The organism is Pseudomonas fluorescens group sp. (assembly GCF_020093335.1).
GTDB classification, from domain to species: Bacteria; Pseudomonadota; Gammaproteobacteria; order Pseudomonadales; family Pseudomonadaceae; genus Aquipseudomonas; species Aquipseudomonas petroselini.
Genome location: NZ_JAIOKW010000026.1, coordinates 11,640 through 37,663 on the forward strand (window position 1 = coordinate 11,640; position 26,024 = coordinate 37,663).

The window sequence follows — 26,024 nt, forward strand, 5'->3', positions numbered from 1 at the left end:
TATGGGGAAAATCTTCTCAATCTGGAAAAAGGGCTATGCCTTTGGAGATAAGCCTTGTGCGCCGGCCATTCGGGGCATGGAAGTTGCTGGGCTTCTTGACCATGCAGAGCAACCGGACGGGGAGTTATCAAAGAGTGCTGACACGACCAAAAGGCTGGCCGCTCTGGTTGGGGCCTGTACGCCCCGAACAGGCGCGCAGCGTGCGCAGGTTGTTGGCCGGGTTGCCCCTGCACGCTGACGGTGCCTTGTCGGGTTTCCTGGACCGTTTCGACGCACTGCTGCCGCCTGCCAGGCTTAACCTGATCCTCGGCGGCGAAGACCTGGGCCCGACGCGGCGAGGGGCGGTCGACGGCTGCCAGGCCGTCGCGCGCTGCCCCTGGCGCGACGCCAGCGTGACGGACGCTCCCCAAGCCTGCGGACCTTGCCGGCAAAGGGGCGTGCACCGTCTGGTGTGCGCCTTGCCCGAGGGTGAAAAGGGCGCATTGCTGCTCGACACCCCTCGGCGGGCCGGTACCAGTTGGCGCCGGATACTGGAGGAGGCGGCGCAGGCGGTAGGCGTGACCGTACGCCTGCGCTGCCACAACCGTGAGCAGCAGCGCAAACAGGCGACTTCCCGACACGGCGCCCTGGCTCGTGAGCTGCACGATTCGGTGGCGCAGCAGTTGGGCTACCTGTCGTTCCAGGCCCATGGCTTGCAGTCGCAACTGGGCGAGCCGGCCCTGCAGGACCTGTGCACCGGCCTGAGCCAACTGCAACGCCAGGTGCGCGAGCTGATCACCAGTGCGCGCCTGACCATGGACGGGCGCTCGCTGCGCCAGGCCCTGGCCGACTCGGTCGCGGAGTTCTCGCGGCGTTGCATCATTGTCTTCGAACTCGACAACCGCCTGGCCGACGACGCCCTGAGCCCGGAAACCGAATTGCAGATCCTGCAGATCATCCGCGAGGCCCTGACCAACGCAGTGCGGCATTCCCACGCGCGCCACGTGCGGATCGAACTGCGCCAGACCCAGGAGGGCGACGCCTCGGTGTCGGTGGAAGACGATGGTATCGGCTTGATCCCGGCCTGCGACGAGCACAACCATTTCGGCCTGGCGATTATCCGCGAGCGCGCCGCCAGCATCGGTGCACGGCTGAGCATAGAGGCGATCCGCCCGCACGGGGTGCGTGTGCACCTTGGCCTGCGTCGCCACCACGATCTGCCACAGGGGAGTCTCGATGGACTGCACGACCTTATTACTGATCGATGATCACCCGTTGTTTCGCAAGGGCCTGGCGCAGTTGTTCGATGCCAGCGGCGACTTCGAAGTGGTGGGGCAGGCGGCCAGCGGCCGCGAGGGCATCAACCTGGCCGTGAGCCTGACGCCGCAACAGGTGCTGCTGGATTTGCACATGCCTGGCCTCAGCGGTTTGCAGGTACTGGACGAACTGCGCCAGTTGCGCCTGGATTGCCAGGTGGTGGTGCTCACCGCCTCCCCGGACCGCGCCGAGTTGCTCACGGCCTTGCGCCTGGGTGCCAGCGGTTATGTGCTCAAGGAAACCGAGCCGGATGCGTTGCTGGCGTATATGCGCAACTGTCACAAGGGCGCGATCGTACTGGACTCGACCCTGATTGCCTTGCTCGCCGACCAGGCTGAGCCGTCGCCGTCGTGCGACCCCATCGACAGCGGCAACCTCACCGAGCGCGAAGGCCAGACCCTGGCGCTGATCGCCGCCGGCATGAGCAATAAACAGATCGGTCGCGAACTGGGGATCAGCGACGGCACGGTGAAAATCTACGTGCGCAGCCTGTTGCAGAAACTCGGCCTGCATTCGCGCCTGGAGCTGGCGGCCTGGGTGCACAGCGGCGCCTTGATGAAACACGAGGAGCGCCACTAGATGAGGGACAGCCCCGAAGCATTTGCGGCGCCGCCCATGGACGTGATGGATTGCTTTCCCGCCGCCTTAGTGCAACTGCGCGACAACGGCCAGATCGCCCACTCCAACCTGGCCTGGGCCGCGTTGATGGGCCCGCACGGCGCGGAGCGTAACCTGATGGACTACGTGCACCAGGAAGACCGCCCGCTATGGCGCCAGGCCTTGAATGAACTGCGCCGCCGCCCCGACACCTCATTCAACCAGCGCCTGCGTTTTGTGCACCCCAGCGGCGAATTGCGCTGGTTTGACATCAGCCTCAAGCGCGGCCCCCAAGGTTTCTACCTGGTGGCCGGTGACGTTACGGCCCACAAACGCCGCGAAATCGCCTTGCAGGCCAGCCAGCGCAGCAGCATGAGTTTGCTCGACAGCATGCCGGGCCTGATCTATCGCGGCCGCAACAACCGCGACTGGACCATGGAATTCGTCAGCGCGGGCTGCCTGCAACTCACCGGCTACCCCGCCGAGCGCCTGGTGGACAACCATGAGTTCACCTACAACAGCCTGATCCTGGCGCAGGATGCCGACTATGTGTGGCGCGAGGTGCAATACGCGCTGTCACGGCAGGAGCCGTTCGAGCTCAATTACCAGATTCGCTGCGCGGATCAGTCGATCAAGCAGGTGTGGGAGAAGGGCGTGGGGATCTATGCCGATACCCGCGAAGTGCTGGGGATCGAGGGAGCGATTTTCGAGCGCAAGAGTTGACGGATAAACGCACTTCAAATGTGGGAGGGGGCTTGCCCCCGATGAGGGAGTGTCAGTGAATGCATCTTTAACTGACACAACGCTATCGGGGGCAAGCCCCCTCCCACATGGGATTCAATGCGCGCCAGCGGCCTTGTTCAGGTCGCTTTCGGCCCACTCCGTGTACACACACGCATCCGCCGTCGCCCAGCGCACACGCACCGGGTCGCCGGCCTTGAGCGGCATGCCGGCAGCGGACAGCGCCTTGACCGTCATCGACGTGCCGCCCAGGGTTTTCACGGTGCAGGTCTGGCTTTCGCCGAGGAACAGCACTTCACCGACAATCGCCGACACTTCATTCCAGCCCGCCGCCAGCGGTTGTTCGGCGGCCTGTTCGACGCTCAGCGCCAAGGCTTTTTCCGGGCGTACCATCAGCAGCACGTCCTGCTCGGTGTGCAGCCCGGTGGTCAGGCGGATCGACAGCGCCTGGCCTTCGAACGACGCCACTGCGTTGCCCTGGGCCTTGAGCTTGAGGAAGTTGGAGTTGCCGAGGAACGAGGCCACAAACGCGTTCGGCGGGTTCTGGTACAGGTCGAAGCCGCTGCCCAGGCCGACGATCTTGCCGTGGCTGAAAATCGCGATGCGCTGGGACAGGCGCATGGCTTCTTCCTGGTCGTGGGTCACGTAGACGATGGTGATGCCCAAGCGTCGGTGCAGTTGGCGCAGTTCGTCTTGCAGGTCTTCGCGCAGCTTCTTGTCGAGGGCGCCGAGGGGTTCGTCCATCAACAGGATGCGTGGCTCGTACACCAGCGCGCGGGCGATGGCGACCCGTTGCTGCTGACCGCCGGACAGCTGCGAAGGGCGGCGATGCGCAAATTGCTCAAGCTGCACCAGCTTGAGCATGGCGTCGACGCGCTTTTCGCGTTCGGCGCTGGCCAGTTTGCGAATCGCCAGGGGGAAGGCGATGTTGTCGCGCACCGACAAATGCGGGAACAGCGAGTAACGCTGGAACACCATGCCGATGTCGCGCTTGTGCGGCGGCACGTTGACCAGGGATTGACCGCTGACCAGTATCTCGCCGCTGCTCGGCGTTTCGAAGCCGGCCAGCATCGACAGCGTGGTGCTTTTGCCCGAGCCGCTGGAGCCGAGGAAGGTGAGGAATTCGCCGTCCTGGATGTCCAGCGAGATGTTGTCCACGGCAGCGAATTCACCGTAGTGCTTGTTCAGGTTGCGCAGGCTGACCAGGGGTTGGCCGTGGCTCTGTGCGACATCGTTGATCACTGCACTCATGTTCTTCTCCTCGGCGCTCAGGCGCGGGTTTCGGTACGCCGGCGAACGGCGGCGGCAATCACCATGACCAGCACCGAGAGGCCGATCAGCAGCGTCGACGCGACGGCGATCACAGGCGTCAGGTCCTGGCGCAGGGTGGTCCACATTTTTACGGGAAGGGTTTGCAGGGTAGGGCTGGCCATCATCACGCTGAGCACCACTTCGTCCCACGAGACCAGAAAGGCGAACAGTGCGCCGGCCACCATCCCCGGGCGAATCGCCGGGAAGGTCACCTTGAACACTGCCTGCAAGCGCGAGGCGCCGCAGATCACCGCCGCGTCTTCAATCGACTGGTCGAACAGCTTCAGCGAGTTGATGATCGAGATGATGGTGAACGGCAGAGCAACGATCACATGGCTGACCACAAACGCGAACATCGTGCCGGTGTAGCCGAGCTTGAGGAACAGCGCGTACACCGCCACGGCGATGATCACCAAGGGCACGATCATCGGCAGGGTGAATAGGCCGTAGAGCAATTCGCGGCCGGGGAAGCGCCCGCGCACCAGGGCAAACGCGGTAGGCAGGCCCAGGGCGACGGCGAACACGGTGGTCAACACGGCCACCTTGAGGCTGGCCATGGCCGCGTTCATCCAGTCGGCGTTGGAGAAGAACTGGCCGTACCATTTCAGCGTCCAGCCGGGCGGCGGGAACACCAGCCATTGCGACGAGCCGAACGACAGCAGCACGATAAACACAATCGGTAGCAGCAGGAACAGACCGATCAACCCGGTGGTGGTGTAGAGGCCCAAGCGCATCCTGCGGCTCATGGCATTGGGGGTCAGGAGCATGACGGCTTACCTCGCGTTGCTGGCGCCAACCGGGGATTCCGGCTGGAGCTTCAGGTAGAAGTAGAACAGCACCAGCGTGATGAAGATCAGCAACGCGGCGCCGGCACTGGCCAGGCCCCAATTAAGGAACGATTGCACCTGCTGGATGATGAACTCGGGCAGCATCATGTTCTGCGCACCGCCGAGCAGCGCCGGGGTGACGTAGTAACCGAGGGACATCACGAACACCATCAGGCCGCCGGAAAACAAGCCCGGCCGGCACAGCGGCAGGAAGACGCGGAAGAAGTTGGTCCACGGGCTGGCGCCGCAGATCGAGCCGGCCTGCAGGATCATCGGGTCGATGGCCTGCATGGTCGCCTGCAACGGCAGCACGATGAACGGGATCATGATGTAGCTCATGCCGATCACTACGCCCGTGAGGTTGTGCACCATCTCCAGGGGCACATCGATGATGCCCATGGCCATCAGCGCCTTGTTGATCACCCCGGAGGCTTGCAGCAAGACCAGCCAGGAGTAGGTGCGGGCGAGCAGGCTGGTCCACATCGACAGCAGCACGATGTTGAGGATCCAGCGTCCCCAGCCGCGTGGCACCAAGGTGATCGCCCAGGCCAGCGGAAAGCCCAGCAGCAGGCTGAACAGGGTCACCAGGCCCGCCACCGAGAACGTGTTGAGCAGCACGCGGGCATAGGCCGAGTTGGCGAACAGCTGTTCATAGTTGCCCAGGCCCGGCACCGGCTCCAGCACGCCGCGCAGCAACAGGCCGATCAGCGGCGCCAGGAAGAACAGGCCGAGGAACAGCAGGGCCGGAATCAGGTTGCTCGACCCCCGCCAGCGCTGCGCCAGGGACGGCGCCCCGGCCTTGGCCGAAACCGCGCCGGTAGCGCCGAGGGCGCTCCCGGTCGGTGTGGTTGCCGTCATTTTCATTTGACTAGCCATTCATTCCACCGTGTCGCAATGGCCGGGCCGTTCTTGGCCCAGTAGGCGAAATCGAGGGTGATCTGGTCCTTGACGTAGGCGGTCGGCAGGTTCGGCGCGAGCACCGAATCCAGGCGCTGCACGCTGTCGATGTTCACCGGTGCGTAGGCGGTCAGGTTGGAAAAATCCGCCTGGCCCTTGGCGCTGCTGGCATTGGCCAGGAATTTCATCGCAGCCGCTTTGTTTTTCGAACCTTTAGGCACGACGAGGATGTCGGCCATCACCAGGTTCTGCTTCCAGCTCACGCCCACGGGCGCGCCGTCTTCCTGCAGGGCGTGGATGCGACCGTTCCAGAACTGGCCCATGCTGACTTCGCCGGAGGCCAGCAGCTGTTGCGACTGCGCGCCGCCGCCCCACCAGACGATGTCTTTCTTGATGGTGTCGAGTTTCTTGAAGGCGCGGTCCAGGTCCAGGGGGTAGAGTTTGTCGGCGGGGACGCCGTCGGCCAGCAGTGCCAGTTCGAGCACGCCGGGGCTTGGCCATTTGTAGAGGGCACGTTTGCCGGGGTAGGTCTTGGTGTCGAACAGCGCGGTCCAGTCCTGAGGCTTACCGGCGCCGAGCTTGCCTTCGTTGTAGCCGAGCACGAAGGAGAAGAAGAACGAGCCCACACCATGGTCGGAGACGAAGCGCGGGTCGATCTTGTCGCGCTGGATCACCGAGAAGTCGAGGGGTTCGAGCAGGCCTTCGGCGGCGGCGCGCAAGGCGAAGTCGGCCTCCACATCCACCACGTCCCACTGCACGTTGCCGCTTTCGACCATGGCCTTGAGTTTGCCGTAGTCGGTGGGGCCATCCTGGACCACGGTAATGCCGCTGGCCTTGCTGAACGGGTCGGCCCAGGCCTGCTTCTGCGCATCCTGGGTGCTACCGCCCCAGCTCACGAAATTGACGCTTTCGGCTGCCAGGGCCGCGTGAGTGGCCGTAGCCAATAAACCCGCGAACAGCACCGCGGTTGCACGTTTGTTCAACACCATTTTCACGCCCTCATTTGTTTTGTTATTGAGCGGGCTTGGTAATGCCCGCCTATCGGGAGCAGTAGGTCCATCGGGAGCCTCTAATCGAGACCCCAAAAGGCGACCGTGCCAAGGGCTGTTATTGGTGCTCTCCCTGGCGGGCGCACTTGGCAGAAGCGTTCGGTCTATGGAATATCATATTATGGTATTCCAAACTTTGTGCAAGCATTTTGCCTTACCGGTTATCCGTCATTCGGTGAAGGGAATGCTCTCAGTCACCTCCAGGTCGTAGCCGGTCAGCCCGGCGTATTTGAGGGGCGGGCCGAGGTGACGCAGCTTGCCGACGCCGAGGTCCTGCAAGATCTGCGCCCCGGTGCCCACTTCAGAATAGATGCGCGACTGCGAACGGTTGAACTGGCGCGGCGCCTGGGTCAGTTGTGGCACGCGTTCCAGCAGCGCCTGGGACGACTCATGGTTAGCCAGCACCACCACCACGCCGCTGCCTTCAGCGGCGACACGTTGCAAAGCCGCCCACAGCGTCCAGTTGGACGGGCCGCTGTAGTCTGCGCCGACCAAGTCGCGCAGCGGGTCGATCACGTGCACGCGTACCAGCGCAGGGGTATCGCGGCGCAACTGGCCCATGACCATGGCCATGTGGACGCCGCCGTCGATGCGGTCTTCAAAGGTGATCAGGCGGAACGTGCCGTGCACAGTCGGCAGGTCGCGTTCACCGATGCGCACCACGGTGCGTTCGGTGCTGAGGCGGTAGTGGATCAGGTCGGCGATGGTGCCGATCTTGATGCCATGCTTGCGCGCGAAGATTTCCAGTTCCGGGCGGCGGGCCATGGTGCCGTCATCGTTCATCACTTCGACGATCACCGACGCCGGGGTGTGCCCGGCCAGGCGCGCCAGGTCGCAGCCGGCCTCGGTGTGGCCGGCGCGGGTCAACACGCCGCCGTACTTGGCGCGCAGCGGGAAGATATGCCCCGGCTGCACGATGTCGGCCGGCCCGGCATTGACATCGACGGCCGCTGCCACGGTACGCGCGCGGTCGGCGGCGGAGATGCCGGTGGTGACCCCACTGGCGGCTTCAATGGACACGGTAAACGCGGTGCTGAACACGCTGCCATTGCTCGGCACCATCTGTTCCAGGCCCAGGCGCTGGCAGTGTTCGTCGGTGAGGGTCAGGCAGATCAGGCCACGGGCTTCGCGGGCCATGAAACTGATAGTCTCGGCGGTGCAGCAGGCCGCAGGCAGCAACAGGTCGCCTTCGTTTTCCCGGTCTTCGTCGTCCACCAGGAGCACCATCTTGCCTTGGCGGTAGTCTTCGATGATGTCTGCGATGCTGTTGAAGGACATGGAGAGTGCTCGATTTGTTGGTTGTATGTATTATGGTATACCACAAAAATTCAACAAGAGGATGTCACGATGAAGGCCTACTGGATTGCCCATGTGGATGTGTCTGATGCAGAGCAGTACACCCAGTACACCCAGCGCGCGCCGGCGGCGTTTGCAAAGTTTGGCGGCCGGTTCCTGGCCAGGGGCGGGCGCAGCGAGGCGATGGAAGGCGGGCCGTCACGGCAGCGTAATGTGGTGATTGAGTTTGAGAGCTATGAGCAGGCGGTGGCCTGTTACGCGTCTGCTGAATATCAGGAGGCGAAGGGGCACCGGGAGGGGGCAGGGGTGGCGCAGATTATTATTGTGGAAGGGCTGGCACCCTAGGTCATCAGGCCAAATGTGGGCCAAATGTGGGAGGGGGCTTGCTCCCGATAGAGGTCTGTCAGCTACAAGGATGCTGACTGATACACCGCTATCGGGAGCAAGCCCCCTCCCACATTTTGATCCGTGTCTGGCCGTGCGGTCAGCGGATGAAATGAATCTTGCCGCTGTCATCGTTGCCGATATAGATGCCATACACCCCAGCCTGGCGTTCCTCGATATAACGCTCGAGGATCTGCCGGATCGCCGGGTAGTAGATGCTGTCCCAGGGAATCTCCTCGGGCGCGAAGAATTTGTAATCCAGGGTCTCCGGCCCGAACTCCCCGGTGATCTCCAGCGCGATGGCGCGGAAGATGATGTAGACCTCGCTGATCCTGGGCACGCTGAAGATCGAGTAGGGCGATACGATCTCGGCACGTACGCCGCTTTCTTCCCACACTTCACGCAGCGCGGCCTGTTCGGTGGTTTCGCCACCTTCCATGAAACCGGCAGGCAATGTCCAGGTGCCGGGGCGGGGCGGGATCGCGCGTTGGCACAGCAGGTATTTGCCGTCCTGCTCGATGATGCAGCCGGCGATGATCTTGGGGTTGATGTAGTGGATATAGCCGCAGCCCCGGCACATCAGGCGCTCATGGGTATCGCCCGGTGGCAGTTGGTGACCGAGGTCACTGCCGCCACATGTCGGGCAAAAGCTGGGGCTGGCCAAGGTCAGTGACCTATGCGCGGTTCTTTCAGCGCGATGGGCAGGGTGATTTCCGGAAGCTTGCCGGTTTCTTCCTGTTTGCGCTTGAGGTAGTCCAAGGCCACGGCGGCGGCGGCGCGCACGTGATCGACGCAGGCCTGGTGGGCGGCCAGAGGGTCGCCGCTCTTGATCGCCTGGACCATGCGTTCCATTTCCTGGTTGCTGGTGCCGCGACGGTTTTCCTGGGACACCGAGGTGGCGCGCAGGTAGCTGATGCGGGCCTGCAACTGGCGCAGCTGGGTGGCCGCCACATGGTTGCCCGAACCTTCGAGCAGCACGTCGTAGAAGCCCTGCACCGAGTCGATGACCTGTTGCAGTTCTCCGTCCTTGAGGGCCTTGCGGTTTTCTTCAAGGGCTTTTTCCAGGGCCTTGATGTCCTTCGCCTTGGCGCGCAGGGTGAACAATTGCACGATCAAGCCTTCGAGCACGCACCGCAGTTCATAGATGTCGACGGCGTCGGCCAGGGTAATGATCGCTACCTGCGGGCCCTTGGCGTCGGCGAATTCCACCAGGCCTTCGGACTCCAGGTGACGCAAGGCTTCGCGTACCGAGGTGCGGCTGACCCCGAGGCGGTCGCACAGGTCGCGCTCCACCAGGCGGTCACCGGGCAGCAGTTGGAAGTTCATGATGGCGCTGCGCAGTTTTTCCAGCACGATTTCGCGCAGGGTGACCGGGTTGTGATTGACCTTGAAGCTGTCGTCGAGGGGCGCGCGTTTCATGGGGTCTGCTCTGAATTTAGCGGTTAACTGGAGGCCTCGGCCGGCCGGGGCCGATTGAGGGCCGAAAATCGTGCCCAAGTTTATCATGCTGCGTTCTTTAAGCGACAAACCCTCATGGCGCCCTCCCTGCTGCCCCGGCGCGCCTCAGGCCAGGGTCGGCAGCGGGCCCAGCTTGCCCTTGTGGTAGATCATCGGCGTGACCGGTTCCTTGGGCAGGATCAGGTTCTTCACCGCGCCGACGATGATCGCGTGATCGCCGCCGTCGTATTCGCGCCACAGTTCGCACTCGATGATCGCCGTGGCCTTGGCCAGCAGCGGGTTGCCCAGCTCGCTCAGGTGCCACTCGATGCCCTTGGCCTTTTCCTTGCCTTTGCTGGCGAACGCATAGGCCTCGGCGGTCTGGTCGGCGGACAGCAGGTGGATCGCGAAGCGCTTGCTGTCGCGCAGGATCGGGTAGGTGTCCGACGCATAGTTGGGGCAGAACAGCACCAGCGCCGGGTCGATCGACAGCGCGCTGAACGCACTGGCGGTAATGCCGACGATGCCGCCGTCCGGGTCGAGGGTGGTGACCACCGTGACGCCCGAAGGGAACGAGCTCATGACGTCTTTGTAAATGCCGGGTTCGATCATGGTCGGGGTCTCTTAACGCATCACGAAGGGATCAGGCATGGGCGCCTGGGAGAGGTTGATCCACACTGTCTTAAGCTCGGTGTAGGCGAGTACCGAATCGATGCCGCTTTCACGTCCGTAGCCGCTGTTCTTGAAGCCGCCGATGGGCGCCATTGCCGACACGGCACGGTAGGTGTTGACCCAGATGATCCCCGAGCGCACGTCCCGCGCCAGGCGGTGGGCGCGGCCGAGGTCGCGGGTCCAGATGCCGGCGGCGAGGCCGAACTGCGAGTCGTTGGCGATGGCCAGCGCTTCGGCTTCGTCCTTGAAACGGATGACCGAGGCCACCGGGCCGAACACTTCTTCCTGCATGATCTTCATCGAATTGCGGTCGCATTCGAACAGCGTCGGCTCATAGAACCAGCCCTCACCGAGGTTCTGCGGGCGTTTGCCGCCGGTGCGCAGGCGCGCGCCTTCGGCGATGGCATCCGCGACCAGGCCTTCGACCACGGCCAGTTGCTGTGCGGTGGCCATGGGCCCCATTTCGCTGGCGTCGTCCTGCGGGTTACCGATGCGGATGCGCTGGGCGCGTGCCACCAGGCGCTCGACGAACTCGTCGTAGATCTCATCCTGCACCAGCAGGCGCGAACCGGACACGCAGCTCTGCCCGGATGCCGCATAGATCCCGGCAATCGCGCCATTGATGGCGCTGTCGAGGTCGGCGTCGGCAAAGATGATATTCGGCGATTTGCCGCCCAGCTCCAGGGACAGCTTGGCGAAGTTCTCCGCGCTGCTGCGCACCACATGGCGGGCCGTGGCCGCGCCGCCGGTAAAGGCGATCTTGCGCACCAGCGGGTGGCGGGTGAGGGCGGCGCCGGTGCTGGGACCGTAGCCGGTGACCACGTTGACCACGCCCGGCGGGATTCCGGCTTCAAGGGCCAGGCGCGCCAGTTCGAGGATGGTCGCCGAGGCGTGTTCCGACGGCTTGATCACGATGGTATTGCCCGCCGCCAGGGCCGGCGCGAGTTTGATCGCGGTCAGGTACAGCGGGCTGTTCCACGGAATGATCGCCGCCACCACGCCCATGGCTTCGTGCACGGTGTAGGCGAACAGGTCCGGCTTGTCCAGCGGCAGGGTGCCGCCTTCGAGCTTGTCGGCCAGGCCGGCGGTGTAGTGGAAGAACTCCGGCAGGTAGCTGACCTGGCCACGGGTTTCGCGGATCAACTTGCCGTTGTCGCGGCTTTCCAGCTGGGCCAGTTGTTCCTTGTTGTCGGCGATCAGGTCGCCCAGGCGGCGCAGCAATTTGCCCCGTGCGGTGGCGGTGAGGCCACGCCAGGCCGGGCTGTCGAAGGCGCTTTGGGCGGCCTGTACGGCGCGCTCCACATCGGCTTCATCAGCGTCGGGCAGTTGCGCCCAGGGTTCGGCCAGGGCCGGGTTGAGGCTGTCGAAAGTCTTGCCGGACAGGGCATCGACCCATTCACCGCCGATGCACATCTGGAAGCGTGCGAGTGTCATGCAACGATCCCCTTGATTGGATTGTTTTGGGCGTACACCGTGTCGAGGAAGCCCAGCAGCAGCTGGTTGACCAGGCGTGGCGATTCTACCGGCATCATATGCCGTTGCTCGGCCAGCACCGCAACGGTGGCGCCGGGAATACGATCGGCCAGTTGCCGGGCCATTTCCGGGGTTGAACCGGGGTCGAGTTCGCCGGTGGCGACCAGGGTGGGGACGCGCAAACCCTTGAGGTCGTCGGCGCGGTACATGTCCTGGGTCGCAAACAGTTCGTAGGTGGTCAGGTAGCCCTGGGGGTCGTTGCCCGCCAGGGTTTCACGCAGGGCGGCGATCTGCGCCGGGTTGGCGGCCTGGTATTCACGGCTGAACCAGCGCGACAGCGCAGCTTCGGCATTCGCATCCGGGCCGTGTTCGGCGGCCTGGGCGGTGCGTGCGATCACGCCGGCACGCTGTTCGGGGCTGCGGTTGAACACACTGTTGAGCACCACCAAGGAGGTGAGGCGCTCGGGGTAGTGCAGGGCAAACGCCCGGGCGACCAGGCCACCCATGGAAAAACCGATCACTGTGGCCTGGGGCAGTTGCAGGTGGTCGAGCAGCTCCAGCAACTGGTCGGCATACCCCAGCAGCGGCGTGCCGGCGGCCGGGCGCGGGCTGGCGCCATGGCCGAGCATGTCATAGCTGATCACGCGGTAGTTCGTGGCCAGGCCAACGACTTGCCCGCCCCACATTTCTTTATTCAGGCCCACGCCGTGGATCAAAACCACAGGCTGGCCTTGGCCGGTCGCCAGATAACTGGTGCCAGCCGGGGTGCGTTCAGCGGTGAGCCGAATCATGGAGCGCTCCTGCATGTTTTTTGTTGTGGTGGCCGGCCGTGCTTACTGGGCTTTTTCGGCCGCCAGCTCTTCCAGGTCGATATAACGGTTACCGATCCGTGGGTGCAGGCGGCCACCGTCGGCGCAACCCAGGACCACGACGATTTCGTCGGCACGTGGCGAATCTTCGATGTGCATTTCCAGGGTGATGTAGTGCGAACGCAGGCCTTCGTCGTCCTTGTGCATCATCGGGATCTGGATCGAAGTGCCCGGGCCGCCGCGCTTGTTGGTGAAGCTCAGGTAGCTCTTGGCCTTGACCGCTTCACGGTAGTGATTGCCGAAGCGCAGGGTGTGGATGATCGCGCTGGCGTGTTCGATCTCGCCATCGGCACCGACCACCGCTGCCTTGCCATACGCCTCGATGTTTTCGGCGCCGCCAATGATTGCTACCAGACGCTCGACCATCTGCGCGCCGAGGTCGGAGCAATTGGCGCGGATTTCCGGCTTGAGGTCTTCGACGAAACCACGACCCAACCATGGGTTCTTCAGCACCACCGCGAGGCCGACCATTTTCACCGGGGTGTCTGCGGCCTTGCCGCCTTCGATAAAGGTTTCTTCTACATAACTGACGATCTTGCGGATTTCGAAACTCATGAGCGGCTCCATCAGGTGTGGGGGAGTGGTTTGCGTATGATGGTATACCATAATACGCAAAGCACAAGCGTCGCAAATGAGTTTGCGTGGGGTGAGGCGATAAAGGGTGATGTGTGAAATTCTTCCGCTGGCGATGTTAAAAAATGTTAGATCGAAAAAATACTTCACATAATCTGTTCATTGGTGGATGATCGATTCCAATTCCAACGCGGCTCGCCGATGTGGTGTCAGCCGCCGTTTTCCCCTGGAGTACCCCATGAATAATAAGAATGTCGGTGTGATCGGTTTGGGCGCGATGGGGCTGGGCATTGCCCGTTCGCTGTTGCGCGCAGGTTTCAATGTGCATGCCTGTGATGTACGCGAGGCGGTCACCCAGCAGTTCGCTGGCGAAGGCGGAGTGGCGTGCGCGTCACCGGCGCAGATGGCCGAGGCCTGTGATGTGCTCATCACCGTGGTAGTCAACGCCGAACAGACCGAAACCGTATTGTTCGGCGAAGGCGGTGCAGTGGCTGCATTGCGCCCTGCGAGCCTGGTGATCGGTTGTGCCACCGTGGCCCCGACCTACGCCGTCGACCTCGGCCAGCGCTTGGCCGACCACGGCCTGCTGTACCTGGATGCGCCGATTTCCGGCGGTGCGGCCAAGGCCGCCGCCGGTGAAATGACCATGATGACCTCGGGCCCGCAGGCCGCCTATGCCAAGGCCGATGCGGTGCTGGCAGGCATGGCCGGTAAGGTGTATCGCCTGGGCGACGTCCACGGCCTGGGTTCCAAGGTCAAGATCATCAACCAACTGCTCGCCGGTGTGCACATCGCGGCGTCCGCCGAGGCCATGGCCCTGGGCCTGCGCGAAGGGGTGGACGCCGAGGCCTTGTACGAGGTGATCACCCACAGCGCCGGTAATTCGTGGATGTTCGAGAACCGCGTGCCGCACATTCTCAAGGCCGACTACACGCCACTGTCGGCGGTGGATATTTTCGTCAAGGACCTCGGCCTGGTGCTGGATACCGCGCGTGCGAGCAAATTCCCGCTGCCGTTGTCCGCCACCGCGCACCAGATGTTCATGCAGGCCTCCAGCGCCGGTTTTGGTCGTGAGGACGACTCGGCGGTGATCAAGATTTTCCCCGGCATCGACCTGCCGACTGCCAAGCCCGAGCCGGTGTAAGGAACGCTTTATGACTAACCCCACCACGCGCCCGTTGCTGGGCTGCATCGCCGACGATTTCACCGGCGCCACCGACCTGGCCAACATGTTGGTACGCGGCGGCATGCGTACAGTGCAGAGCATTGGCATCCCCAGTCGCGAAGTCGCGGACGGGCTGGATGCAGACGCCATCGTCATCGCCCTCAAGTCGCGCACCACGCCGGTGGCAGAGGCTGTCGAGGAATCCCTGGCCGCGCTGGACTGGCTGCGCGAGCAGGGCTGCGAACAGATTTTCTTCAAGTACTGCTCCACATTCGACTCCACCGCCGCCGGCAATATCGGCCAGGTCAGCGAGGCCTTGCTCAAGGCGCTGGGCAGTGATTTCACCTTGGCCTGCCCGGCGTTCCCGGAAAACGGCCGGACGATTTTCCGTGGCCACCTGTTTGTGCAGGACCAGTTGCTCAATGAGTCGGGCATGCAGCATCACCCACTGACGCCGATGGGCGACGCCAACTTGGTGCGCGTGCTGCAACGTCAGACTGCATTGCCGGTCGGGCTGCTGCGTTACGACGCGGTTGCCGCGGGGGTGGACGCGACCCGCACGAAGATCGCCGAACTGCGCGCGCAAGGCGTGGGCATTGCCATCGCCGACGCGCTGTCGGACCAGGACCTCTACACCCTGGGCAGCGCCTGCGCCGACTTGCCGTTGCTCACCGGGGGCTCGGGCCTGGCCCTGGGGCTGCCGGGCAATTTCCGCCGCGCGGGTAAATTGCGCGACTTCGATGTGAACACGTTGCCCACGGTCAGCGGTGGCGAAGTGGTGCTGGCCGGCAGTGCGTCGGTGGCGACCCTCGGCCAGGTCGCGGCCTGGTGCGAGGCGGGCCGCCCGGCGTTGCGCATCGATCCCATCGCCCTGGCCGCCGGCGAGCCGGTGGTGGCGCAGGCGCTGGCCTTTGCCCGCGACAGTGCACACACCGTATTGATCTACGCCACCAGCACCCCAGCCGAGGTCAAGGCGGTGCAGCAACAGCTGGGTGTCGAACGCGCCGGCGCCTTGGTGGAGAACGCCTTGGGCGAGATCGCTGCCGGCTTGCGCGAGCAGGGTGTGCGGCGCTTTGTGGTGGCGGGCGGGGAGACCTCCGGCGCGGTGGTCAAGGCCCTCGGCGTCAACCTGTTGCAGATTGGTGCACAGATCGACCCCGGCGTGCCGGCCACGGTCAGCAGTTCCACCGAGCCGCTGGCACTGGCGCTGAAATCGGGCAACTTCGGGGGCCGTGAGTTCTTTGCCAAGGCCCTTGCGCACCTGGCCGGAGGTGCCCAATGAGCGGCATTGACGAACAGGCCCTGCGCGAAGAAATCTGCGACGTTGGCCACAGCCTGTATCAACGTGGCTACACCGTCGGCAGCGCCGGCAATATCAGTGCGCGCCTGGACGATGGCTGGTTGATTACGCCCACCGACGTCTGCCTGGGTCGCCTGGCGCCTGGGGCGATTGCCAAGGTCAACCTGAAGGGCGAGTGGGTGTCCGGCGACAAACCCTCGAAGACCCTGGCCCTGCACCGTCAGGTGTATGACCGCAATCCCACGGTGGGCGGGGTGGTGCACACCCATTCCACCCACCTGGTGGCGTTGACCCTGGCCGGGGTGTGGCGGGCGGACGATATTCTGCCGCCGCTCACGCCCTATCAGGTGATGAAGGTCGGGCACATCCCCCTGATCGGTTACCAGCGTCCGGGCTCGCCCGACGTCGCCGAGCAAGTGGCGCAACTGGCCAACAGCGTGCGAGGGGTGATGCTCGAGCGCCTGGGGCCGGTGGTCTGGGAAAGCTCGGTGGCCAAGGCCAGCTACGCCCTGGAAGAGTTGGAAGAAACCGCCCGGCTCTGGCTGATGAGCAACCCCCGGCCCGAGCCGCTGAGCCAGGCCGCCTTGGATGAACTGCGCGAGACGTTCGGCGCGCATTGGTAATGCCGTAGACCGACACTGCAAGCCCCCCCGCGAGACCCGCCTGCGGAGCGTGACGGGAGCGGCTTGCGCCAAAAAACAATAACAACAGGACATTCTCGAATGAGCCCACTGATTTTGATGTTGACCGCCGGCGCGGGTATCGCGCTGCTACTGTTTCTGGTCCTCAAGTACAAATTCCAGCCGTTTGTCGCGCTGATGCTGGTGAGTATCGTGGTGGCGCTGGTGGCCGGGGTGAAACCGGCTGACCTGGTGGCGACGATCGAAGGCGGCATGGGCAAGACCCTTGGCCACATCGCAATCATCATTGCCCTGGGGGCGATGATCGGGCGGATCATCGAGCTTTCCGGCGGTGCCGAAGCCTTGGCCAAGTCGCTGATCGAGCGGTTTGGCAACAGCCGTACGCCGCTGGCGCTGACCATCGCCGGGTTCATCATCGGCGTGCCGGTGTTCTTTGAAGTCGGGGTGATTATCCTCATGCCGCTGGCCTACGGCGTGGCACGCCGGGCCCGCAAGCCGCTGCTGATGTTCGCGTTGCCGATGTGTGCGGCGCTGCTCACCGTGCATGCGTTTCTGCCGCCGCATCCGGGCGCCGTGGCCGCCGCCAGCCAACTGGGTGCCGACCTGGGCCGGGTGCTGATGTTCGGCCTGCCGATCACCGCGTTGCTGTGCTACGTCGGCTACCGCGTGGCGGGGCGCATGACGCGGCGCTTCTATCCGATGACCGATGACATCCGTGCCGAAGTCTATGGCCCCCACGTGACCAATGAAGACCTGCGGGCCTGGACCAACGGAAACCACCAGGCGGTGCAACCGAGCGCTGTGGCCGAATCCCCTATGGGCCTGGAAGAGTCCACCAGCGCCATCGCCGCCAAGTTGCCGGCGGCGCCTGCGCCGGGGTTCGGGCTGATCGTCGGCCTGATCCTGCTGCCGATTGTCTTGATTCTGCTGGGTACCCTGGCCACCTCGCTGCTGCCGATCGAATCGACGTTGCGTGGGGTGATGACCGTGCTGGGCGCGCCGTTGGTGGCGCTGCTGATCGACACCTTGCTGTGCGCCTGGCTGCTCGGCTCGCGCCGTGGCTGGAGCCGCAGCCAGGTCTCCGACGTGATCGGCTCGGCGTTGCCGGGCGTGGCCATGGTGATCCTGATTGCCGGTGCCGGTGGGGTGTTCGGTAAAGTGCTGGTGGACACCGGGATCGGCGCGGTGGTCTCCGACATGCTGCGCACCACCGGCCTGCCGGTGCTGGCCCTGGGCTTCTTGCTGACCATGCTGTTGCGGGCGGTGCAGGGTTCCACCACAGTGGCGCTGGTGACCACCGCCGGTATCATCAGCCCGCTGATCGCCACCCTCAACCTGACGCCCAACCACCTGGCGCTGCTGTGCCTGGCCATGGGCGGTGGCGGGCTGGCCATGTCGCATATCAACGATGCCGGCTACTGGATCTTCACCAAGCTTGCCGGGCTCAACGTGGCCGATGGTCTGCGCACGTGGACGGTGATCACCACCTTGCTCGGTACCTTGGGTTTCGTGATTACATTGCTGATCTGGCCTTTTGTCTGATTTCCAGGAGTTCCTATGCCTCGTTTTGCTGCCAACCTGAGCATGCTTTACCCGCAATATGACTTTCTCGAGCGCTTCAGTGCCGCGAAGGCCGATGGGTTTGACGCGGTGGAGTACCTGTTTCCTTACGAGTACGACGCGCAGGTGCTCAAGCAGCGCCTGAGTGATAACGGCCTGGTGCAGGCGTTGTTCAACGCACCGCCCGGTGACTGGGCTGCAGGGGAGCGGGGCATCGCGAGCCTGCCGGGGCGTGAGGCCGAGTTTCGCAGCGGCTTCGACCGCGCGTTGGAATACGCCGCCGTGCTCGGCAATGACCGCGTGCACGTCATGGCCGGTTTGCTGCCCTCGGAAAACCTGCGCCAGCGCCATCAGGCCGTGTACCTGGAAAACCTCGCCTACGCCAGTGCGGCGGCGGCTGAGGTCGGCGTCACCGTGTTGCTGGAGCCGATCAACACCCGCGACATGCCGGGCTTTTTCCTCAACCGCCAGGACCAGGCCCACGCCATCTGCCGTGAAGTCGGCGCGCGCAACCTCAAGGTGCAGTTTGACTGCTACCACTGCCAGATCGTCGAAGGCGACTTGGCCACCAAGCTGCGCCGCGACTTCGACGGCATTGGTCATATCCAGATCGCCGGGGTACCGGACCGTCACGAGCCTGACCTGGGCGAGCTGAACTACGCGTACCTGTTCGAACTGATGGACCAGTTGGGCTATGACGGCTGGGTCGGCTGCGAGTACCGGCCAAAGGGCGACACCTCGGCGGGCCTGCAATGGTTGCGGGACTGGAAAGGGGCTCGATAGTCGACGAGCCTGTGCGTCGGTTTGGTTCAAAGGGGGGAGGGGCGGTGCGACGAGTCGACTTGCCCCTGATAGCGGTGTGTCAGCCGACACATTTACCCGCAATGCCGCCGCCATCGAAGCCTCGCTAACGCTCGACCTCTCCCACAGGGGACCAGCGGTGACCCACTTCCCACCTGCCAACCGAACTCAAATGTGGGAGGGGGCTTGCCCCCGATAGCTGTGTGTCAGCCAACACACCTGCCAACCCTGGCACCGCCATCGAAGCCTCGCTAAAGCTCGACCTCTCCCACAAAGGAAGGGCATCACGCCGGCAATGGATCGCCCGGTAGCATCAATTCAATCCCGCGCTTGCGGATGCCATCCGCCGCCGCCGGCGCCAGGCCGTCGTCGCTGATGATCACGTCGAACGGTTCCAGCCCGGCGATGCGGTACATGCTGAAGGTGCCGTACTTGGAACTGCTCGCCACCAGTACGACCTGGGACGCCGATTGCATTGCCACTTGCTTGACCTCGACTTTCAGCGCCGAGGGCGTGGTGATGCCTCGGTGCAAGTCCCAGGAGCTGGTGGACACAAAGGCGATGTCCGTGACTATCTGGCGCAAGGTCGCCACCGCCAGCCCGCCGACCGAAGAATGGTTGTCATGGTCCAGTTGGCCGCCGGTGTGGATCACCGTGACCTGCGTCGCATCCATCAAGGCCTGTACGATCCCGAAGTCGTTGGTGACCACCGTCATCCCCGACAGCGCCTTGATGTAAGGGACGATCTCCAAGGTGCTGGTGCCTGCATCCAGGTACACCGTCATGTCCGCGTGCAGCAACCGCGCGGCCAGTCGTGCCATCGCCTGCTTTTGCGGCAATTCCACCACGGCTTTGGATTGATGGCTGGGCTCGCTGTGCAGCTGGCTGGCGATCCTGACCCCTCCGGTGACGGAGTACGCCCGGCCTTCCTGCTCCAGCAGTGCAATATCACGGCGCACGGTCATGTGCGAGCAGTCGAACATCTCCATCAACTGGTGCACGCTCATCACCTGATGCTTGCGCAACTGCCGCAGGATTTGTTCGCGACGCTGCTCGGGGATCATCGGGGTGCTGCTGTCGGCGGCCGTGTCCTTGGGGGTGGGCATTAAGGCTCCAAAGGTAAGGTGCGGGGGAGTGCGTGGCTATAGTAGCCAATACACGCCCCCGCAAGCGACCCCGGTGTGACGGCGGTTAGAACTTGAACCGCCCCACCAACCCCTTGAGCTGACCTGAAATATCCGTCAACCGACCTGACCCGGTCTGCGCCGAGTGGGCGAATTCTTCAACCAATTGCGCATCGGCATGGATCTGCGCAATGTGCCGGTTGATCTCTTCGGCCACTTGGTGTTGTTCCTCGGCGGCCGTGGCGATCTGGGTATTCTGGTCGCGGATCGAGTCCACCGAGCCACGGATCTTGTCGAAGCTGTCGCGGGCCTGCTGGATGCGTTCCACGCTGGTGTGGGACACCTGCAGGCTGCCTTGCATCTGCTGCGTGACTTCCTGGGTGCGGCGGGCGAGGTTGCCGAGCAGGCTGTCGATTTCACCGGTGGAGTCGGCGGTGCGGCGCGCCAGGGCGCGGACTTCGTCGGCGACCACGGCGAAGCCTCGGCCCTGGTCACCGGCGCGCGCGGCTTCAATGGCGGCGTTGAGCGCCAGCAGGTTGGTCTGTTCGGCAATCGAACGGATGGTGTCGAGGATGGTGTTGATGTTTTTGCTGTCCTGCTCCAGCAGCTGCATGGTCTGGGTCGACTTCTGCAGGTCCTCGCTGAGCTTGAGCACGCTGCCGGTGGCTTCGCCGATGTGCTGCTGGCCGTCGTGCACGTCGCGGTAGCCTTCGTCGGCACTGGTGGCGGCGGCGCTGCAGGAACGGGCGACTTCGTTGGCGGTGGCCACCATTTCGTTGAACGCGGTGCTGACCAGCTCCACCGCTTCACGCTGGCGGCCGGCGGCCTGGTTCATGTTGTGGGCGACTTCGCTGGTGTCGGCGGCGGCGGTTTGCAGGTCGGAAGAGGCGTTGCCGATGCGCTGCACCAGCTGCGCGATCATGCTCAGGAACTGGTTGAACCAGCCGGCCAGGCTGGCGGTTTCGTCCTTGCCTTGCACCTTGAGTTGGCGCGTCAGGTCGCCTTCGCCTTCGGCGATTTCTTGCAGGCCGTCGGCCACGCCGCGAATCGGGCGTACGATGACGCTGGCAAAACTGGCGCCGACAATCGCGAACACCAACGCCAATACTGCTGCGATGGCCGCGATCAACCAGGTCAGGCGGGTGGCGCCGGCCATCACTTCGTCGCGCTTGATCAGGCCGATAAACCGCCAGCCGAGATCCTTGGAACTGACCATGTTGGCCATGTAGGCCACGCCATCAATGTCGATCTGGCTCACGCCGTCGCCGCGCTTGGCCAGTTCTGCGTAGTTGGGGCCCAGGTCGGCCAGGGGCTTGAAGTTGTGCTTGGCATCGCTGGGGTCGACCAGCACGTTGCCGTTGCCTTCCACCAGCATCAGGTAGCCGCTGTCGCCCAGCTTGATGTTGCGCACCAGCTCGGTGAGCTGCTTGAGCGACACGTCCAGGCCAACCACGCCGAGGATATTCCCGCTGCCGTCGGCGACGGTGTGTACGGTGCCGATCAGCGTCACATCGTCCGGCGCCCAATAGTAGGCGCCGGTGCGCACGGTTTTACCCGGCGCGGCGATGGCCGCCTGATACCAGGGGCGTACGCGCGGGTCGTAGTTGTTCAGTTTGGTGTCATCAGGCCAGCTGGCATAACCGCCGTCGGCGAGGCCCAAAGACAAGTAGGCGGTGCTCGGGTGGCTTTTGGCGAACTGGTCGAAAATCGCCAGCAGGTCTTTGTTGGTCTGGGTCAGGGGGATTTGCGCGGCGTCGGCGCCGGCGTAACTCTTGAGGTCCTTGGCCGCGACAACGCGCGGGTCCTTGGCGACGAAGTCGACGTTCTGGCTGATGCCGTCGAAGAACTGCTTCATGCCATTGTCGATCTGACGGATTTCGCGGCCGCTGCTGTCGAGGAAATTGGCCACGGCCCCCTCGCGCACATTCAGTACAACTAACACAGCGACCAAAATAACCGGGACGCACGCGATGGCGGCAAACGCCCAGGTCAGCTTTTGCTTGATATTCATGACTTCACCCGCGGGTATTTATATTTTTGGCAAGGAGAAAACAGTAGTGTCGAGCGTCGCATGTGTTGTTGTGAGGGGGATATGGCCCATGCGTACCCCCTGTATATCGACCGCGGGGGCAAGCACTTGAGGGCCGAGGGCAGGTTTAACCGATGCGCTCGCCACCGAGAGCGTCACGCTGCATCGACTGCAGGTTTTTCTCGATGGTTTCGCAGATGGTTTCCATCTGGATCTGGTGTTCGCTGGAGTTGAACGGGCTTTGCAGGTCGGTGCCGATGCGTTCGATGGCGAGCAGCATAAAACCGACCACCGTCGATGCCAGCGGGGTAAACCAACCCAGGGATTCCACCAGGCCCACCGGCACGATCAGGCAGAACAGCGAGATAAACAACCGTGGGAAGTACACGTAAGGGTAGGGCAGTGGCGTGTTGGCGATGCGCTCCATGCCGCCCTGGGCGTTGGACAGATCCACCAGGGTCGACTCCAGCCGCGCCAGGCGGATGCTGTCCAGGTGCCCGGCCTTGTATTCCTTGGCCAGCAACGCCGCCGAGCCGGTGAGTATGTCATTGGCAAAGTTATTGGTGGCACCGTTGCGCGCAAATTCCTCGGCCGGGATAAACGCCCGCACTTCTTCGGGGCATGGCTCGCCTTTAAGGTGGGCGGCCAGGCAATTCACGTAGGCCACATGGCGGCGCAGCAGGGTGGCCTTGACCGGGTTCACTTCGCCGTCGGGGTCGTCCAGCAGGGTCAGTACCTGGCGGGCAAAGCTGCGCGAGTTGTTGACCATCGCACCCCAAAGGGTACGGGCTTCCCACCAGCGGTTATAGGCGCTGCTGTTACGGAAACTGATCAGCACCACCAGCGCCGAACCCAGCAGGGTGAGCGGCATCAGCGGCAGATTGATCTTGGCGGTGAGAAACAGCATGAAGTCCACGGTGACGGCGACGTCCCACAGCAATAGCCAGAACAGCGCCCAGCCCACGTAGCCCATGGTCTTGATGATCAAACGGTATTTTTTGATGATGGCGGCTTTCAAACGAGGCCCTCGCGGCGAGCAGTAAGCAACAGTGCTAAAGCTCGGACGTCGGCTTGCGGGGAAGGTTCGCTGCGGCGACTGAAACGGTTAAGCCATCGAGGTCTTTTTGGAACAATTTTGGTAGCGACGGTGTCCTCTGCGCTAATCACGATAGATTGCGCTCAAGGCAAAACGCCATTATCGGTGCTGCAATTGAGATCAGTGAATCCAAGTTGTTTGATCAGGGCTCTTTCTCATGTGCAGTGGTTCGTTGAAGTTGGCGATAGAACAGTCGGCGCGGGCGTTTGAGCGTCATGTGGATTTTGAAGCGTGTATTCGTTCCCATTATTCGATTTTGTTGGAGTGCTATTCAAAAAGACCGTTTTTCTATAAGACCGCACTCAAGTTCAGTCGCTTGATGGTGTCCTTTACCTTATTGAGCACGTATTTCTCCAAGCCCGTTCCCTTACTGTCCGAGGTGAAGGCGTTTTGTGTGGCGCGCGGGTTCTGTTCCAGAAACAGCCTGGAGTCGATCTTCCTGCTGTTCAGGGCGCTGGGGTTCATGACGGTGTCCAGGCATCCGGATGACAGCCGTTTGCGGGTATTCAGCCCGTCATCCCAAGCCTGCGAGGAGATCCGGCGGATGCTCACCTCCGTGGTCGAGCCGCTGGGTGTGATGTGCTCGGGAACGGCGGTGTGCGGGTCAATGGGCGGGTTGGATGATCGCGCCTATCTGGCACGTTATTTCAAAGGATTTTCGGTCCTTCTCTCCCATAACGTGACCATCGACCTGTTGATGCCTGATTGTTATTGGCTGGTAAAACGCGATGCCGGGCATATGTTGATGCTGGCGATCTATAACGATGCGTGTGCGCTCGATAATCAAGGGGCAAGTTTCAGGTCTTCGTCCTACCTTTCCATCGCTGAGCAACTCTCGGTGTCCAAGACCCACGTTATTCGTCTGGTGCAAGAGGGTGCCGACCGGGGCTATTTCAAGATTCATTCCAAGACATTGCTTGAAGTCCTGCCACCTTTTATGGTGTTGGTCAGGCGGTTTATGGCTTACTCGTTTGCGACCGGCCTCCACAGTCTTCAACTGAGTCATGCCGATAGCACACCGGCCACTCATGCACAGGGAGTGACGGGATGCCGGCTAATGTGAAGCTCAGGCCACGGATGCAAAGACTGTTGTCGCCCGCGATCGCCAAGGCTGAACTGATCGGGATTTTCGCCTGGCTGGCGGTGTTGCTGGTGGACCGCTGGGCGATGTTTGGCTGGCCGGTCGCGCTGGTCACGATCGGGCTGTGCGGGGTGTATGGGGTTCACCGAGTGGTGACTCATTATGTGCTGTGGCGGGCGCTGGGTGTGGCCTACATGGTGCTGCTGTCTGCGGGTTTTGCCTATGTGGTTCACGTCCATCCCGCGCTGCAGGTGTTTGCCTTGCCGCTGGCCGTGACCTTGGTGCTGAGCAGTGCAATCCTGTTTATCGTGGTTCAGGATTTTCTGGTCTGCGCCGCCTTGGTCTGGTTACTGACGTGGCCCAGCATTCAGATGAGCCTTTACGAAGGCGTCGATATCTACGTGTTTATCTTTTGTGCCGCGTCGGTGGCGATCGGCTTTATCTTGAATGTCTACTACCTGAAGAACCTGCGTTCGGTGTTAATGGTGGAGAGTGAGTTTAGGGAGTTGGCCGAGACCGATTACTTGACCTCCATCCTGAACCGGCGGGCCTTTATGGAGAGCTTTTCCAAACTGATTGCGGCCGGTGATACCGGCTACTTCATGATGCTGGATATCGACAGTTTCAAATTAAAGAATGACCAGTTCGGTCATGACGTAGGCGACAGGATTCTCTGCGCCATGGCCGCGTGCCTTAAATCCACCCCAGGCAGCCACAGTTTCGGCAGGATTGGCGGCGAAGAATTCGGAGTGTTGCTGGTGGGCGATGACCCTGGTCTCGCCACCGATTACGCGCTGCGCCTGCTGCAAGCGATCCGCAGCAGTGTCGCGCCGCCCCATGACTACACCTGCAGTGCGGGCATGACGCATTTTACGCTCGGGGCCGATATGTCGGCGGTTCTCAAGCGTGCCGACCGCAACCTCTACACCGCCAAGGGCAACGGCAAGGATCGCGTGTACCTAGATGGCGCGCGGGTGTCTCACGGTTCGATTTCCACCCCGGAGGCCCTATGAAAGTTGGCGTGATTTCCGATACCCATGGCCTGCTGCGACCTGAAGCCGTGGTGGCTTTGCAGGGATGTGAGCAGATCATTCATGCCGGCGATATCGGCAGCCCTGAGATTCTTCAGCAATTGGCGCAGATCGCGCCCCTGCACGTGGTGCGCGGCAACAATGACCAGGACGCGCCGTGGGCAGAGCAGGTGCCCGACCATCTGCTGCTGGATGTGGACGGATGGCGGACGTTGGTGGTGCATGACATCGCCGACGTACCCGCCTTACTCGACACGTCTACTCGGCTGGTGATCACCGGCCATTCGCACAAGCCCCTGATCGAATGGCGCGGCGCAACGCTGTATGTGAACCCCGGCAGTGCAGGGCGGCGGCGCTTCAAGTTGCCGGTGACGTTGGTGGTGCTGGAGGTGCTGGAGACGTCGATCGAGCCGAGCCTTATCGCGCTGCTGGACTGACAGGGTTTACCGCTGGGCAAGAATGCAGTGCAGTAACCCCGGGAACCGTTCCTCCAGCACATCACCGCGCAACGAATTCAGATGAGTGGTCCCCACGCTGCGGGTGTGCACCAACCCAGCGTCGCGCAACACGCGAAAGTGATGGGACATGCTCGACTTGGGCCGCCCGCCATCCAGTTCGCCGCAGGTGGCTTCGGGCACACCGGCCAGGCAACGCACGATTTCCAGGCGCACCGGATCACTCAGCGCATATAGCAGGCGCTCGAGGGTCAGGTCTTCCAGAGGGGGATGTTTAAAGGCTCGCATGAAACGAATCATAACAGGGGGGTATCATCGA

General features: G+C 62.9%; 26 protein-coding genes and 2 pseudogenes. 12 read left to right on the forward strand and 16 right to left on the reverse strand.

Features of this window, described 5'->3' with window-relative positions:
• Positions 1 to 200: 200 nt before the first annotated feature.
• From K7431_RS22060 to K7431_RS22070, 3 genes are read left to right on the forward strand one after another with little or no spacing between them, the layout of a single operon-like run.
• Positions 201 to 1,247: an ATP-binding protein gene (locus K7431_RS22060; protein ID WP_043206208.1), complete on the forward strand. Its 1,047-nt coding sequence runs from the start codon at positions 201 to 203 to the stop codon at positions 1,245 to 1,247.
• Positions 1,216 to 1,875, forward strand: a complete 660-nt coding sequence (locus K7431_RS22065) for a response regulator (RefSeq protein WP_012723564.1) — start codon at positions 1,216 to 1,218, stop codon at positions 1,873 to 1,875. The genes K7431_RS22060 and K7431_RS22065 overlap by 32 nt, the downstream gene beginning before the upstream one ends.
• A complete protein-coding gene (locus tag K7431_RS22070; RefSeq protein ID WP_012723565.1) occupies positions 1,876 to 2,616 on the forward strand; it encodes a PAS domain-containing protein in 741 nt (246 codons plus the stop codon). It abuts the gene before it with no gap.
• Positions 2,617 to 2,730: 114 nt separating this feature from the next.
• Here the strand turns inward: K7431_RS22070 and K7431_RS22075 are convergent, their stop codons facing one another.
• From K7431_RS22075 to ribBA, 5 genes are all read right to left on the reverse strand, one after another.
• On the reverse strand, positions 2,731 to 3,885 hold the full coding sequence (locus tag K7431_RS22075; protein WP_012723566.1) for an ABC transporter ATP-binding protein: 1,155 nt from the start codon (positions 3,883 to 3,885) through the stop codon (positions 2,731 to 2,733).
• Between the two features lie 17 nt (positions 3,886 to 3,902).
• Entirely contained in the window at positions 3,903 to 4,712 is an 810-nt protein-coding gene (locus tag K7431_RS22080) for an ABC transporter permease (protein ID WP_010567348.1), read from the reverse strand.
• Positions 4,713 to 4,718: 6 nt separating this feature from the next.
• The gene (locus tag K7431_RS22085) at positions 4,719 to 5,636 is read right to left on the reverse strand and encodes an ABC transporter permease (protein ID WP_012723567.1); all 918 of its coding nucleotides are present in this window, start codon (positions 5,634 to 5,636) and stop codon (positions 4,719 to 4,721) included.
• A complete protein-coding gene (locus K7431_RS22090) occupies positions 5,633 to 6,658 on the reverse strand; it encodes an ABC transporter substrate-binding protein (protein ID WP_012723568.1) in 1,026 nt (341 codons plus the stop codon). Before K7431_RS22090 ends, K7431_RS22085 begins: the two co-directional genes overlap by 4 nt.
• Before the next feature lie 228 nt (positions 6,659 to 6,886).
• The gene (ribBA, locus tag K7431_RS22095; RefSeq protein ID WP_012723569.1) at positions 6,887 to 7,996 is read right to left on the reverse strand and encodes a bifunctional 3,4-dihydroxy-2-butanone-4-phosphate synthase/GTP cyclohydrolase II; all 1,110 of its coding nucleotides are present in this window, start codon (positions 7,994 to 7,996) and stop codon (positions 6,887 to 6,889) included.
• A gap of 69 nt (positions 7,997 to 8,065) precedes the next feature.
• Between ribBA and K7431_RS22100 the strand changes: the two genes are divergently transcribed.
• The gene (locus K7431_RS22100; protein ID WP_012723570.1) at positions 8,066 to 8,359 is read left to right on the forward strand and encodes a DUF1330 domain-containing protein; all 294 of its coding nucleotides are present in this window, start codon (positions 8,066 to 8,068) and stop codon (positions 8,357 to 8,359) included.
• A 139-nt stretch (positions 8,360 to 8,498) separates the two neighbouring features.
• Here K7431_RS22100 and K7431_RS22105 read toward each other — a convergent pair whose 3' ends face one another.
• The 6 genes from K7431_RS22105 to K7431_RS22130 form a co-directional block, all read right to left on the reverse strand.
• Positions 8,499 to 9,062 (reverse strand): NUDIX hydrolase, encoded by a 564-nt coding sequence (locus K7431_RS22105; RefSeq protein WP_012723571.1) that lies wholly within the window; start codon positions 9,060 to 9,062, stop codon positions 8,499 to 8,501.
• A gap of 2 nt (positions 9,063 to 9,064) precedes the next feature.
• Positions 9,065 to 9,817 carry a GntR family transcriptional regulator gene (locus tag K7431_RS22110; protein WP_012723572.1) on the reverse strand — a complete coding sequence of 251 codons (753 nt, stop codon included), beginning with the start codon at positions 9,815 to 9,817 and terminating at the stop codon, positions 9,065 to 9,067.
• A 144-nt stretch (positions 9,818 to 9,961) separates the two neighbouring features.
• Positions 9,962 to 10,447, reverse strand: a complete 486-nt coding sequence (locus K7431_RS22115) for a flavin reductase family protein (protein ID WP_012723573.1) — start codon at positions 10,445 to 10,447, stop codon at positions 9,962 to 9,964.
• Between the two features lie 12 nt (positions 10,448 to 10,459).
• A complete protein-coding gene (locus tag K7431_RS22120) occupies positions 10,460 to 11,941 on the reverse strand; it encodes an aldehyde dehydrogenase (protein ID WP_012723574.1) in 1,482 nt (493 codons plus the stop codon).
• Positions 11,938 to 12,771 carry an alpha/beta fold hydrolase gene (locus K7431_RS22125; RefSeq protein WP_043205174.1) on the reverse strand — a complete coding sequence of 278 codons (834 nt, stop codon included), beginning with the start codon at positions 12,769 to 12,771 and terminating at the stop codon, positions 11,938 to 11,940. The genes K7431_RS22120 and K7431_RS22125 overlap by 4 nt, the downstream gene beginning before the upstream one ends.
• 42 nt (positions 12,772 to 12,813) lie before the next feature.
• Positions 12,814 to 13,404 (reverse strand): amino acid synthesis family protein, encoded by a 591-nt coding sequence (locus K7431_RS22130; protein WP_012723576.1) that lies wholly within the window; start codon positions 13,402 to 13,404, stop codon positions 12,814 to 12,816.
• Between the two features lie 187 nt (positions 13,405 to 13,591).
• Here K7431_RS22130 and ltnD point away from each other — a divergent pair, with 187 nt between their 5' ends.
• From ltnD to otnI, 5 genes are all read left to right on the forward strand, one after another.
• Positions 13,592 to 14,566, forward strand: a complete 975-nt coding sequence (gene ltnD, locus K7431_RS22135; protein ID WP_224265963.1) for an L-threonate dehydrogenase — start codon at positions 13,592 to 13,594, stop codon at positions 14,564 to 14,566.
• A gap of 10 nt (positions 14,567 to 14,576) precedes the next feature.
• Positions 14,577 to 15,869, forward strand: a complete 1,293-nt coding sequence (gene otnK, locus K7431_RS22140; protein ID WP_012723578.1) for a 3-oxo-tetronate kinase — start codon at positions 14,577 to 14,579, stop codon at positions 15,867 to 15,869.
• Positions 15,866 to 16,510, forward strand: coding sequence for a 3-oxo-tetronate 4-phosphate decarboxylase (gene otnC / locus K7431_RS22145; RefSeq protein WP_012723579.1), 645 nt, complete (start codon positions 15,866 to 15,868; stop codon positions 16,508 to 16,510). Before otnK ends, otnC begins: the two co-directional genes overlap by 4 nt.
• Before the next feature lie 99 nt (positions 16,511 to 16,609).
• Entirely contained in the window at positions 16,610 to 18,070 is a 1,461-nt protein-coding gene (locus K7431_RS22150; RefSeq protein WP_012723580.1) for a GntP family transporter, read from the forward strand.
• 15 nt (positions 18,071 to 18,085) lie between these two features.
• The gene (gene otnI / locus K7431_RS22155) at positions 18,086 to 18,871 is read left to right on the forward strand and encodes a 2-oxo-tetronate isomerase (protein ID WP_012723581.1); all 786 of its coding nucleotides are present in this window, start codon (positions 18,086 to 18,088) and stop codon (positions 18,869 to 18,871) included.
• A 302-nt stretch (positions 18,872 to 19,173) separates the two neighbouring features.
• Here the strand turns inward: otnI and K7431_RS22160 are convergent, their stop codons facing one another.
• The 4 genes and pseudogenes from K7431_RS22160 to K7431_RS22170 form a co-directional block, all read right to left on the reverse strand.
• On the reverse strand, positions 19,174 to 19,995 hold the full coding sequence (locus K7431_RS22160; RefSeq protein ID WP_043205175.1) for a DeoR/GlpR family DNA-binding transcription regulator: 822 nt from the start codon (positions 19,993 to 19,995) through the stop codon (positions 19,174 to 19,176).
• Between the two features lie 85 nt (positions 19,996 to 20,080).
• A pseudogene (locus tag K7431_RS31450) lies at positions 20,081 to 20,617 on the reverse strand (methyl-accepting chemotaxis protein); the annotation flags it as partial.
• Between the two features lie 327 nt (positions 20,618 to 20,944).
• Positions 20,945 to 22,024, reverse strand: a pseudogene (locus K7431_RS31275) (cache domain-containing protein); the annotation flags it as partial.
• A gap of 145 nt (positions 22,025 to 22,169) precedes the next feature.
• Positions 22,170 to 23,060 carry a bestrophin family protein gene (locus K7431_RS22170; protein WP_012723584.1) on the reverse strand — a complete coding sequence of 297 codons (891 nt, stop codon included), beginning with the start codon at positions 23,058 to 23,060 and terminating at the stop codon, positions 22,170 to 22,172.
• Positions 23,061 to 23,295: 235 nt separating this feature from the next.
• Here K7431_RS22170 and K7431_RS22175 point away from each other — a divergent pair, with 235 nt between their 5' ends.
• The 3 genes from K7431_RS22175 to K7431_RS22185 are packed head-to-tail and all read left to right on the forward strand — an operon-like array spanning position 23,296 to position 25,687.
• A complete protein-coding gene (locus tag K7431_RS22175) occupies positions 23,296 to 24,201 on the forward strand; it encodes a hypothetical protein (protein WP_012723585.1) in 906 nt (301 codons plus the stop codon).
• Positions 24,186 to 25,232, forward strand: coding sequence for a GGDEF domain-containing protein (locus tag K7431_RS22180; RefSeq protein ID WP_012723586.1), 1,047 nt, complete (start codon positions 24,186 to 24,188; stop codon positions 25,230 to 25,232). Before K7431_RS22175 ends, K7431_RS22180 begins: the two co-directional genes overlap by 16 nt.
• Positions 25,229 to 25,687 carry a metallophosphoesterase family protein gene (locus K7431_RS22185; protein ID WP_012723587.1) on the forward strand — a complete coding sequence of 153 codons (459 nt, stop codon included), beginning with the start codon at positions 25,229 to 25,231 and terminating at the stop codon, positions 25,685 to 25,687. Before K7431_RS22180 ends, K7431_RS22185 begins: the two co-directional genes overlap by 4 nt.
• Positions 25,688 to 25,693: 6 nt before the next feature.
• On the opposite strand, the gene K7431_RS22190 is transcribed toward K7431_RS22185, so the two are convergent.
• Entirely contained in the window at positions 25,694 to 25,993 is a 300-nt protein-coding gene (locus tag K7431_RS22190; RefSeq protein WP_012723588.1) for an ArsR/SmtB family transcription factor, read from the reverse strand.
• Between the last annotated feature and the right edge of the window lie 31 nt (positions 25,994 to 26,024).

Bases quoted from the DNA above. Each gene is read 5' to 3' on its own strand.
- K7431_RS22125 (WP_043205174.1), bottom strand. From the start codon at position 12,771: ATGATTCGGCTCACCGCTGAACGCACCCCGGCTGGCACCAGTTATCTG.
- K7431_RS22160 (WP_043205175.1), bottom strand. From the start codon at position 19,995: ATGCCCACCCCCAAGGACACGGCCGCCGACAGCAGCACCCCGATGATC.
- K7431_RS22120 (WP_012723574.1), bottom strand. From the start codon at position 11,941: ATGACACTCGCACGCTTCCAGATGTGCATCGGCGGTGAATGGGTCGAT.
- K7431_RS22115 (WP_012723573.1), bottom strand. From the start codon at position 10,447: ATGATCGAACCCGGCATTTACAAAGACGTCATGAGCTCGTTCCCTTCG.
- K7431_RS22065 (WP_012723564.1), top strand. From the start codon at position 1,216: ATGGACTGCACGACCTTATTACTGATCGATGATCACCCGTTGTTTCGC.
- K7431_RS22185 (WP_012723587.1), top strand. From the start codon at position 25,229: ATGAAAGTTGGCGTGATTTCCGATACCCATGGCCTGCTGCGACCTGAA.
- K7431_RS22180 (WP_012723586.1), top strand. From the start codon at position 24,186: ATGCCGGCTAATGTGAAGCTCAGGCCACGGATGCAAAGACTGTTGTCG.
- K7431_RS22075 (WP_012723566.1), bottom strand. From the start codon at position 3,885: ATGAGTGCAGTGATCAACGATGTCGCACAGAGCCACGGCCAACCCCTG.
- otnK (WP_012723578.1), top strand. From the start codon at position 14,577: ATGACTAACCCCACCACGCGCCCGTTGCTGGGCTGCATCGCCGACGAT.
- K7431_RS22100 (WP_012723570.1), top strand. From the start codon at position 8,066: ATGAAGGCCTACTGGATTGCCCATGTGGATGTGTCTGATGCAGAGCAG.
- K7431_RS22190 (WP_012723588.1), bottom strand. From the start codon at position 25,993: ATGCGAGCCTTTAAACATCCCCCTCTGGAAGACCTGACCCTCGAGCGC.
- ltnD (WP_224265963.1), top strand. From the start codon at position 13,592: ATGATCGATTCCAATTCCAACGCGGCTCGCCGATGTGGTGTCAGCCGC.
- K7431_RS22085 (WP_012723567.1), bottom strand. From the start codon at position 5,636: ATGAAAATGACGGCAACCACACCGACCGGGAGCGCCCTCGGCGCTACC.
- otnI (WP_012723581.1), top strand. From the start codon at position 18,086: ATGCCTCGTTTTGCTGCCAACCTGAGCATGCTTTACCCGCAATATGAC.
- K7431_RS22150 (WP_012723580.1), top strand. From the start codon at position 16,610: ATGAGCCCACTGATTTTGATGTTGACCGCCGGCGCGGGTATCGCGCTG.
- K7431_RS22175 (WP_012723585.1), top strand. From the start codon at position 23,296: ATGTGCAGTGGTTCGTTGAAGTTGGCGATAGAACAGTCGGCGCGGGCG.
- K7431_RS22110 (WP_012723572.1), bottom strand. From the start codon at position 9,817: ATGAAACGCGCGCCCCTCGACGACAGCTTCAAGGTCAATCACAACCCG.
- K7431_RS22090 (WP_012723568.1), bottom strand. From the start codon at position 6,658: ATGGTGTTGAACAAACGTGCAACCGCGGTGCTGTTCGCGGGTTTATTG.
- K7431_RS22070 (WP_012723565.1), top strand. From the start codon at position 1,876: ATGAGGGACAGCCCCGAAGCATTTGCGGCGCCGCCCATGGACGTGATG.
- K7431_RS22080 (WP_010567348.1), bottom strand. From the start codon at position 4,712: ATGCTCCTGACCCCCAATGCCATGAGCCGCAGGATGCGCTTGGGCCTC.
- K7431_RS22130 (WP_012723576.1), bottom strand. From the start codon at position 13,404: ATGAGTTTCGAAATCCGCAAGATCGTCAGTTATGTAGAAGAAACCTTT.
- otnC (WP_012723579.1), top strand. From the start codon at position 15,866: ATGAGCGGCATTGACGAACAGGCCCTGCGCGAAGAAATCTGCGACGTT.
- ribBA (WP_012723569.1), bottom strand. From the start codon at position 7,996: ATGTCCTTCAACAGCATCGCAGACATCATCGAAGACTACCGCCAAGGC.